The following is an 8,786-nucleotide window of genomic DNA, read 5'->3' as shown; positions in this document are numbered from 1 at the left end:
TGTCGATTCCTCGAAATTCTGATTACCGACATTTTTGCGCTCGAAGCGGGGCCCGCCGCGCTGGCACCTGGCGCCGGGGGGTGGTGTCGGGCAGGACCGGCCGGCGAAAAGGCACCCGCCGCGTGGCCGGCAAACCCTCGTCCGATGAGCATCTCACTAAAAATCTGGATCCTAGAAGATCGAGTCCCTGGTCAAGGGCGCATGCGGAGGTCGGTCATGACTGGGGTTCGCCATCAGATGGATAGGTGGGGATAAACTGCTCCCTGAAATTCTCGAGCGAGGCCAACACATCGGCCACCGTTTGAAGTTTCGAGGCGCGCTCCAGCATGGCAGGAACATCGTTGAGGATGAGCTTCGCCTGGTCGGGCAGCTTGTCGTACACCTTCATGATTGCCGTGGTCACCTCCGGAAGAGCACTCTTGTCGAACCGCGCGACTTCGACAGCGAAATGGGCGTAAGCTCTGCACCAAAGCGCCGCACTCCGCAAAGTCACAGCAAGTTCAATCGAGCGTCTATAGAGATCTGCGCCGCCTGCAAGGTTTCCCGCACGCATCTCGATCAAGCCACGGCTTGCGAGATTGACGATCTCCTCGTTTGTTCCCAAGGCGGGCTTTACGTTTTCGAGCTCTGCCCGCGCCTCGGGCACGCGCCCCTGCAGTGCGAGGGATACGGCCAGGTTGTTATGCAGTACTTGCGAACCCTTGTTGGCTACCAGGCCGCGCCTTGCGAACTGTTCGCCGACGCGTCCGTCACCGAGATGCCCTACACCGACGAATGAGCCCATCACGGCGGGGCGAACACTGAACGGTTCTATCTCCTGCCAGCGCGTTGTTGCTCCAATCACTTCGTTCCACTGATGAGCGGACAACTGCTCCCAAGCAAGCGCTTCAGAGGCATTTGCTGTCAAATCATGAGAGACGTTGATCGTCGGGTCCCGTCGGCTCGCCCATTGAACCTGTGCCACTGAGTTCTCGGTGGGTTTAGCCAGGCTCTTCCGAAACATCTTGCGCGCAAGCTTATGGCTGCCCGCCTGGAGCTGAAGAGTGGCGAGGGCCGCAGCAAGCTCGGTCAGCTCGAAATCCGAAAACCTGTCATCATCAAGCACCCGCTTAGCTTCACGCCAGTTGATAGACTTCTTCTGCGCCACGTCTTCCGTCGCGACTTGGGCTGCAAGTAGCCAAGGATCATATTTTGTTGCTGCCGACCTCGATAAGAAGTGGAGCGCGCGATCTGGCTCGGCTTGATGAACCCAGAACCGCGTTAGCGATCGCAGGACGTATCGGTTGTTAGGCGCGAGTGCGGCCGCCGCTCTGAGGAGTTGTTTTGCAGAATTATTCAGACCCAAATTTGTATATAGCAGAGCTGTTTCGGTGAAGAGTAGCGGATCCCTTGGATAAACGCGCAGGAGTCGCTTACGGCGTGCGATCTCCGAGTACATTTTTTTGGTTTCTGTCGGGAGGGGTTCTTCGGCAACGGCAGCGTCTTGAGAGAAAGACCGCGCCAACTCGATTGATCCGGGGAGGGATGCTGCATCTGCGAGAACCAATTGGGAGGCAGCCGCAATTTCTGCCTTGAATTCGTCATCGCCCGAAACGATTGCTGCAGCGAGCAATTCCTCGGCTGCGGCAAGGTCCTTCTCTTCGCGCCACTCCCTGACCCGAAGATGAAGCTCCTGCACCAGACGGGACGACAGTGCAGCAGTTAGCGCTTCGGACGGTGTTTGCCGTTCCGAAGACCCGAGCTCTCCAGCCTCCGTCGTGGCGCGGATCGTTCGCCAGCGCGGAATGACCTGCCGCTTGATGTCGTCATCGGACGGTATCAAGCGCTTCGGCTCGCGATTGCAGCGTGCTTCGAAAGGAGATCAAACTTCGTCGCGTAGCGGGACAAGTCGAATTGGTTTTGTTTGCGGCTCTTCGGGTGACCGCGCAGCGTTGGGTCTGGCTCGCAAAGCTCTCGGACGCTTGCAACGACCTCATCTTTGAATTTGGCTGGGACCACCAGCTGGAGCTCCTCGAGAACTGACGAGAATGCTCGCTGAACAATGGGTAGAACCTCAACATACGTTCCGGTCCACCCCCCACCACGGCGGGGAGGAAGATGAGGCTGATCAATGCGATTCATCAGCATGGCAGTGATGCCCTGCCCCAAAAAGAAGAACGCGATAAGGCTGCCAAACATGTAGAGATCGCAACCAAGGCGGCGAGTATTCCAGTCGGCAAGATAATGCCCGTAGAGCAGCTCAGGAGGAGCGTAGGCGGGATCCCCAGCTATTCCGTATTCGGCATGAGGCACCGCAACGCCCTCTTGGATTGCACGGCCGACATCACCGACCTTAAATGCGCTCTGCTTAGAAAAATGCAACAAGTTGGATGGCTTCATGTCCTGGTGCGCAACCTTGGCGCCGTGCAACTGCCTCAACCCGACCGCAGCGTTCTGTAGCGCTTTGAATATCCATTCAGCGCGAACATTGTCGTTCACCAGCCGGATCTGTCGACGGACGTCGCCATCCGCCAGCTCAAAAATAATGTACGGAACGCGGTCCTGCAGGTTCGGGCCGACGACGATTTCGCCGGCAGCCAGAGCGAGCACCACCCGATCCATCCGGCGTTCGCCGCACATAGCGCAAAGCGACTGTTCAAACGTTGCTGTGTCGATGATCCGCTTCAGGCGATTCAGGATATCTCCTGAGGCAGCCCGAAGGGCAACGCTCAGGTCTATGGCTTTCAGGAACGCGGTCTGATCCCCACGCTTGACGACATAGCCGACTGAAAAGTTTCCCCCCGACCCTTTGTCATCCGGAGGTCTCCTCGGGAGCCCCGCTTCGTCGAATGACCAGCCAAAAGGACTGTCTACAGTCCAACCACCCTCAAGCTTCATTCCCGATAGAGCATAGACAGGTGACGGCAAGACCCACCCCCAAATAAGTGCACAAGTCCCGGGTGCAATTTTTAAGCTGAGTCGCTGGGGACGCCGAGTCCAATCTCCTCTGAAGGCTGGTTGCGGGATTGAGATGCACTTCTCGCCGCTCAGAGGATTAGGCTTCCGCCAGGTGCGCAATGGTGGCAGATTGGGCCAAATTGAACGATCGGCGGTTCTCCACCGCGGTTCTCCACCAACGAATCCGGTGGCTCTCGACGCCCTTTGTTTTACTGGGGTTTTCGCACGTCGCGGTCAGATGGCGGAGAGGGAGGGATTCGAACCCCCGATAGGCTTGCACCTATGCCGCATTTCGAGTGCGGTGCATTCAACCACTCTGCCACCTCTCCTGAAGGCGCCATATAGGAGCAGCGGCCCCTGTGGTTGGGGGCGTTAATAGGCGAGGATGGCGGGCCAGACAAGGCGCGCGGGACGAAAATCGGACCGGTTTTTCCTGGAACGCGACCTAATGACATGGGGGCGAAAACGGGGTGGGACCGCCAGACGCGGTAAACACTGGCGGTCCCGGTGCCGCTCATTGAAATACTGGCCGTGAAGGGCGGCTTCGCCGGCCAGTGGAGGCGACGATTCGACCGTAGCGTGCAGACCGCTTGGTGCAACGCAATCCGGTCCTTAACCTAACCGGTCAAGGTTACTCCGCAGGCCAGGTCGGACGCCCGCGCCGACAAACCCGGACGGAGCATCCCTGGATCCCGCGGCGACCGAAACCCCTCACCCGAATGGCATCTTTCGATGCCATTCGACCTCTCCCTTCGGGAGAGGTGGGCAGCGGCGAGAGCCGAGCGAGCTTGGACGGTTCAGTCGTCCTTCTTGCTGTCCTTGCCCTTTTTCTTGCCGTTCTCCTGGGAATCCCGGTCCTTCTCCTTGCCGTTCTCCTTGCGGCGGTTGGTGAAGCGGGCATTGCCGAGGCCGGTGCCGATGGTGAGCACGCCCCAGCGGTCGACGTCCTGCATGAACGGCACTTCCGACAGGCCCTGAACCACGCCGTCATTGTGCATCAGGATCGCGGTGTCGTGCTCGCCGATGGACGGGATGCCCTCGATCAGGCTCGCCGGCAGGTTGAACTTGCTGCTCTCCCAATTGCCGGGCAGGTTCTGCGCACCTTTCTCGATCGAGCCGTCGGCGTTGATCACCCCGGGACAGGCGATGCCGATGAAGGGCGCGAGCTTGTAGCCTTCCTTGTCGGCTTCCGTGATCAGCCCCTTCAGCATCTTGGTGAGCCGCTTCACCGCACCTTCACGAGTCGGCTCGTCATCGGCGTGGCGCCACAAATCGGATGTCACGACCTTGGCCTTGGACAGATCCTTGGCCTTCTTCCAGCCGGTTTCCACGAGGCCGCAGCGGATATTGGTGCCGCCGATGTCGACGGCGAGGATGCTGTCATGCGCCTCGAAGATCCAGGACGGCGCCAGATGCAGCGCGCCGACCAGGCCGGCCTCGTCGGGGTGGTGGCGGATCGGCACCATGTCGATCTTGAAGTCGTCGGATTTCAGGATGATCTCGGTCCGGGCGATCGCGAGCTCGCCGAGCCGGGAATCGCGAAAGCCGCCGCCGACCACAATGCGTTCGGTCTTGGCCCAGGCCTTGGTCTTGAGGAAGCGGCGGGTGACATAGGCGAGCTCCTGGGCGAACTCCTCGATCGCGCTGTGCACGACGGCGGAGGCTTCGACGTCGTCGCCCACCATGATGTCATCCAGCGTCTTCTTGCTGATGTTCTCCGTCTGCTCCTTGCCGAACGGATCCTCACCGGTCTTGCGCAATGGCTTGCGCCAGTGCTCGAGAATCTCTCGGAACGCGCGCCTGCTGGCGCGGTCGCCGAGAAAACCGTCCTCGTCCTTGATCTCGATATTGAAACTGTCCACGTCCACCGAAGGCAGCCGCTCCGCCCCGTGATGGGCAATGCCCGTCGTCGTCTTGACCAGTTCGTCTGTTGCCATGGGAAGCCCCTTGCCCGCGTGTCGAATTGCGAGGACAACGGCGAGGGAACCCGTTGGTTGCAGCGCCACCCGAGATTCGGCTGGAAGCGGAAAGCACCGCCAACTGCTTCAAACCCGGGCCGTTTTCGCCCGCTTTTCCTTGACTTGCGGCTGTTGGTCGCTATAAGTCCGACAGCCGGCGCGGGGCGTTTCTCGCGCCGCTTGCTTTTTTGTGGGTTTTCAAAGGGATAACTCCCGCCCGCACAAAGCTCATAAACCCGTAGCGACTGACAAAAAGCCGGCCCCGACATGCTCGTCGCGAGGCCGGGATTGAACACGAAGGAAAAAAACGATGTTCGCAGTCATCAAAACCGGCGGCAAGCAATACCGCGTCGTGCCGGATGATGTCCTGGAAGTAGGCAAGATCGAAGGCGAAGTCGGCTCGATCGTGCAGCTGAATGAAGTCCTGGTTGTCGGCGGCGACACCCCGGTGCTGGGCATTCCGACGGTGGCGGGCGCGTCCGTCGCGGTCGAGGTGCTCGACCACAAGCGCGGCCCCAAGGTCATCGCGTTCAAGAAGCGCCGCCGCAAGAATTCGCGCCGCAAGCGCGGCTACCGCGACGAGATCACCGTGCTGCGCGTCAGCGAGATCCTGACCGACGGCGCCAAGCCCTCCAAGGGCCCGCGTCCGAAGAAGGAGAAGGTGGCGAAGGAGCCGGCAGCGGAAGCCGCCGAATAACCAGAATTGATCACGCCCAATTCACGAATTGATGCGTGAGACGTTTTGAAATGATTCCGTCAAGGAATTGACCTAGACATACGCAGGATTTCGGAGACGAGCCATGGCTCACAAAAAGGCAGGCGGTTCATCGCGCAACGGACGCGATTCGAAGGGCAAGCGCCTCGGCATCAAGGCGTTCGGCGGCGAGATCGTCACGCCCGGCAACATCATTGCGCGTCAGCGCGGCACGACCTGGCACCCCGGCCTTAATGTCGGCATGGGCACGGACCACACTTTGTTCGCTAAGATCGAAGGTCGTGTTGCGTTCCAGGCCAAAGCCAACGGCCGCACCTTCGTATCGGTGCTCCCGATCGCCGAGGCGGCTGAATAGACGGTGGACAAAAACGGAGTCCGCCGGTCCCACTGAACCGGCGGAGTCCTGGAGATCGCAAGAGATCGAAGGCTCCAAAGGGGAGGCGGGAAACCGGCCTCCCCTTTTCGTTGCTCACTTTGACTTAGACCACTTTGACTTAGTGACTTTTACGGAGCCGGACATGTTGCAGGATTTCTCGAGCGTGACCTTGGCCGAGGCGAGACCCAGCGTCGTCGCCACCGAGCGGTTGACCTTGCGGCGGCCGACACTGGCCGACGTCAGGGCCATCGCCCGGCTCGCCAACGACCGCCGTGTCGCCGAGAACACGCGCCGCCTGCCGCATCCCTATTCGCAGGACGACGCCGCCAACTTCATCCGCGCCACCGCCGAGCTCGGCAGCGAGACGGTATTTTTGATCGAGCACGACAGCGGGCCGGTCGGCATGGTCGGGATCGACTGTTCGACGGCAGGCCATGCCGAGCTCGGCTATTGGCTCGGCGTCGAGCACTGGGGCCGGGGCTTCGCCACCGAGGCCGCGCGCGGCGCGATCGATTTCTTCTTCGAGGAGTTCGCGGACGAGCACCTCTATGCCGGCGCGCGCGTCACCAATCCCGCATCGCGCAAGGTGCTGGAGAAGTGCGGCTTCCAGTGGAGCGGCGTGCAGCTGCACCGCTTCCTGGCGCTGGGCTCCTCGACACCCGTCGATTGCTTCCGCCTCTCGCGCGGGGTGTGGTCGTCGCTGAAGAGCTGGAGCAGTGCGCGGCGGATGAGGTAGGGCGGAGGGCGCCGCTCCAAACGCAATCGTCGTCCCCGCGAAGGCGGGGACCCATAACCACAAGCAGGAGTGCGGGGCGACGTCCCCACTCCGAGTCCTCGCAAAACCACTCCCTGTGGGTATGGATCCCTGGCTCGCGCTGCGCGCGCCCCGGGATGACAGCCTCGTTGTGGCTACGCCGGAGGATTCACCTCGTCGCTTTCCCGCCCGAGATCCCGCTCGCGCAAGTAAATGTAGAACCCGGCGCCGATGATGATGGCGGCGCCGACGAGCGTCGCGATCGACGGCACGTCGCCGAACACGACGAAGCCGAAGATCACGGCCCACACGATCATCGAATATTGATAGGGCACGACGACGCTGGCCGGCGCGAGCTTGAGCGAACGGTTGACGCAGAACAGCGCCGTCACCGAGATCAGGCCGGCGGCCGCGAAGATCACGAGGCTGCCCGGCGTCGGCGGCACCCAGTTGAACGCCGACAGCACCGCGCCGAGCGAGAACGTGCCGATGAATTGCGATGATGCCATCACAATGTCGGGCGTCTTGCGCAGGCTGCGCGTGATCAGCATCAGGGTCGCAAACGACAGGCTGCCGCCGAGCGCGATCAGCGCCGGCAGGCTGACGGTCTGCGCGGAGGGGCGCAGCGCGATCAAGACGCCGCAGAAGCCGACCAGGATCGCGGTCCAGCGCCGCCAGCCGACCTTTTCGCCCAGGAAGATCGCGGACATCGCGGTGACGAAAATGGGGCCGGCGAGATAATAGGTGATGACGTCGGCGAGCGGCAGATAGACGGTGGCGAGGAAGAAGGCCGCGACTTCCAGCGTCGACAGCACGACGCGAACGAGCTGCAGGCCCGGCCGCTCCATGTGCAGGAACTGGTGACGCTGCGTCCATATCAGCGGCGACAGCAGAAGCAGCGCCGCGCAGGCGCGCAGGAACAGGAGCTGTCCCACCGAATAGGTGCCGACCAGGAACTTGCCCATGGCGTCGCCGAACGAGAACATGAAGATCGACAACACCATCAAGGCGATCCCCGCCAGGCGCGCCGAGCGGTCGTCATAGGCGGAGAGGTTCTTGAACAGGGACATTGCGGTCGTTCGCGGGGAAGCCGTCATTGCGAGGAGCTCTTGCGACGAAGCAATCCGGTCTGCTTCCGCGGAGACAGACTGGATTGCTTCGCTTCGCTCGCAATGACGAGCGGAGAGAGAGCGGGATATTGGCGAATACAGTCGCCAGCCGTCGTTTTAATGGCGGGAGCCGTCGCGGCAAGCCCGCGCAGGCCGAATTGAACGGATTGTCGCACTGCGCGCAGCGCGATACGGATCGTTTTCCAATCCGTTCCGAATGGTGCAGTGCATGACCGATTTCGACCCCGCCCAGCATCGCATGATCCCCGCGCAACGCTGGTTCGAGGATTTCGTCGTCGGCGAACGCTTCGTGCTGCCGAGCCGCACCCAGACCTCGGCTGTGTTCGCGGCGTTCCAGACCGCGAGCGGCGACACCCATCCCGTGCATTACGACGTGGAATACTGCCGCGCCCGCGGCATGCCGCATCTGCTGGCGCACGGCTTCCAGACCCTGATCCACACCGCGCCCGGCGCCGGCCTGTTTCCGTTCATGGTTGAGGATTCTCTGGTCGGCCTCCTCGAGCAGTCCAGCCGGTTCCTCAAGCCGGTGTTCGCCGACGACACCCTCTATCCGGCGCTGGAGGTCACGGAGCTGGCGCCGGGACGCACCACCGGTGCGGTGACGCTTCGCAGCACCGTCTTCAACCAGCGCAAGGAGCTGGTGCTGGAGGGCATGCAGAAGTTTTTGATCCGGCGGCGACCGGCCGGTTAAGCAAGGGGTCCAATTCGCGGAATATCGGCCGATTTGCGGACCAATCGGGTTGCCGCAGGGGGCCGGCTGGCCTACCTATGCCCCATGAAATTCCTCGACGAAGCAAAGGTCTATATCCGCTCCGGTGACGGCGGGAACGGCTGCGTGGCGTTCCGCCGCGAGAAGTTCATCGAGTTCGGCGGTCCCTCCGGCGGCAATGGCGGGCGCGGCGGCAACGTCATCATC

The 8,786-nt window shown here is 61.7% G+C and carries 8 protein-coding genes, 1 tRNA gene and 1 pseudogene; 5 read left to right on the top strand and 5 right to left on the bottom strand.

What is annotated here, in order from left to right; translation table 11 throughout:
- Window positions 1–214 precede the first annotated feature (214 nt).
- The 4 genes from JHD07_RS25045 to JHD07_RS25030 all read right to left on the bottom strand — a co-directional run bounded on the left by JHD07_RS25045 (window position 215) and on the right by JHD07_RS25030 (window position 4,874).
- The gene (locus tag JHD07_RS25045) at window positions 215–1,822 is read right to left on the bottom strand and encodes a hypothetical protein (RefSeq protein ID WP_291626899.1); all 1,608 of its coding nucleotides are present in this window, start codon (window positions 1,820–1,822) and stop codon (window positions 215–217) included.
- Complete coding sequence (locus tag JHD07_RS25040; protein WP_291626897.1) at window positions 1,819–2,877, bottom strand: hypothetical protein; 1,059 nt, start codon at window positions 2,875–2,877, stop codon at window positions 1,819–1,821. The genes JHD07_RS25045 and JHD07_RS25040 overlap by 4 nt, the downstream gene beginning before the upstream one ends.
- Before the next feature lie 299 nt (window positions 2,878–3,176).
- Window positions 3,177–3,266, bottom strand: a tRNA-Ser gene (locus JHD07_RS25035).
- Window positions 3,267–3,734: 468 nt separating this feature from the next.
- Window positions 3,735–4,874, bottom strand: coding sequence for an ROK family protein (locus JHD07_RS25030; RefSeq protein WP_291626895.1), 1,140 nt, complete (start codon window positions 4,872–4,874; stop codon window positions 3,735–3,737).
- 331 nt (window positions 4,875–5,205) lie between these two features.
- On the opposite strand from JHD07_RS25030, the gene rplU reads away from it, so the two are divergent.
- The 3 genes from rplU (at window position 5,206) to JHD07_RS25015 (ending at window position 6,722) form a co-directional block, all read left to right on the top strand.
- The gene (gene rplU, locus JHD07_RS25025; RefSeq protein WP_291626893.1) at window positions 5,206–5,592 is read left to right on the top strand and encodes a 50S ribosomal protein L21; all 387 of its coding nucleotides are present in this window, start codon (window positions 5,206–5,208) and stop codon (window positions 5,590–5,592) included.
- 103 nt (window positions 5,593–5,695) lie between these two features.
- On the top strand, window positions 5,696–5,965 hold the full coding sequence (gene rpmA, locus JHD07_RS25020; protein ID WP_008538809.1) for a 50S ribosomal protein L27: 270 nt from the start codon (window positions 5,696–5,698) through the stop codon (window positions 5,963–5,965).
- Window positions 5,966–6,128: 163 nt separating this feature from the next.
- Complete coding sequence (locus JHD07_RS25015) at window positions 6,129–6,722, top strand: GNAT family N-acetyltransferase (protein ID WP_291626882.1); 594 nt, start codon at window positions 6,129–6,131, stop codon at window positions 6,720–6,722.
- A gap of 173 nt (window positions 6,723–6,895) precedes the next feature.
- On the opposite strand, the gene JHD07_RS25010 is transcribed toward JHD07_RS25015, so the two are convergent.
- The gene (locus JHD07_RS25010; RefSeq protein WP_291626881.1) at window positions 6,896–7,810 is read right to left on the bottom strand and encodes a DMT family transporter; all 915 of its coding nucleotides are present in this window, start codon (window positions 7,808–7,810) and stop codon (window positions 6,896–6,898) included.
- Between the two features lie 268 nt (window positions 7,811–8,078).
- On the opposite strand from JHD07_RS25010, the gene JHD07_RS25005 reads away from it, so the two are divergent.
- The gene (locus tag JHD07_RS25005; protein ID WP_291626880.1) at window positions 8,079–8,561 is read left to right on the top strand and encodes a MaoC family dehydratase; all 483 of its coding nucleotides are present in this window, start codon (window positions 8,079–8,081) and stop codon (window positions 8,559–8,561) included.
- An 84-nt stretch (window positions 8,562–8,645) separates the two neighbouring features.
- Window positions 8,646–8,786: pseudogene (gene obgE, locus JHD07_RS25000) on the top strand (GTPase ObgE); the annotation flags it as partial.

Source organism: Bradyrhizobium sp., assembly GCF_016462955.1.
In the GTDB taxonomy this organism is placed as follows: Bacteria; Pseudomonadota; Alphaproteobacteria; order Rhizobiales; family Xanthobacteraceae; genus Bradyrhizobium.
The sequence above is the reverse complement of the archived record's forward strand: the minus strand, read 5'-3'. Positions and strand labels throughout refer to the sequence as shown.

Bases quoted from the DNA above. Each gene is read 5' to 3' on its own strand.
- JHD07_RS25015 (WP_291626882.1), top strand. From the start codon at position 6,129: ATGTTGCAGGATTTCTCGAGCGTGACCTTGGCCGAGGCGAGACCCAGC.
- JHD07_RS25030 (WP_291626895.1), bottom strand. From the start codon at position 4,874: ATGGCAACAGACGAACTGGTCAAGACGACGACGGGCATTGCCCATCAC.
- rpmA (WP_008538809.1), top strand. From the start codon at position 5,696: ATGGCTCACAAAAAGGCAGGCGGTTCATCGCGCAACGGACGCGATTCG.
- rplU (WP_291626893.1), top strand. From the start codon at position 5,206: ATGTTCGCAGTCATCAAAACCGGCGGCAAGCAATACCGCGTCGTGCCG.
- JHD07_RS25005 (WP_291626880.1), top strand. From the start codon at position 8,079: ATGACCGATTTCGACCCCGCCCAGCATCGCATGATCCCCGCGCAACGC.
- JHD07_RS25010 (WP_291626881.1), bottom strand. From the start codon at position 7,810: ATGTCCCTGTTCAAGAACCTCTCCGCCTATGACGACCGCTCGGCGCGC.
- JHD07_RS25040 (WP_291626897.1), bottom strand. From the start codon at position 2,877: ATGAAGCTTGAGGGTGGTTGGACTGTAGACAGTCCTTTTGGCTGGTCA.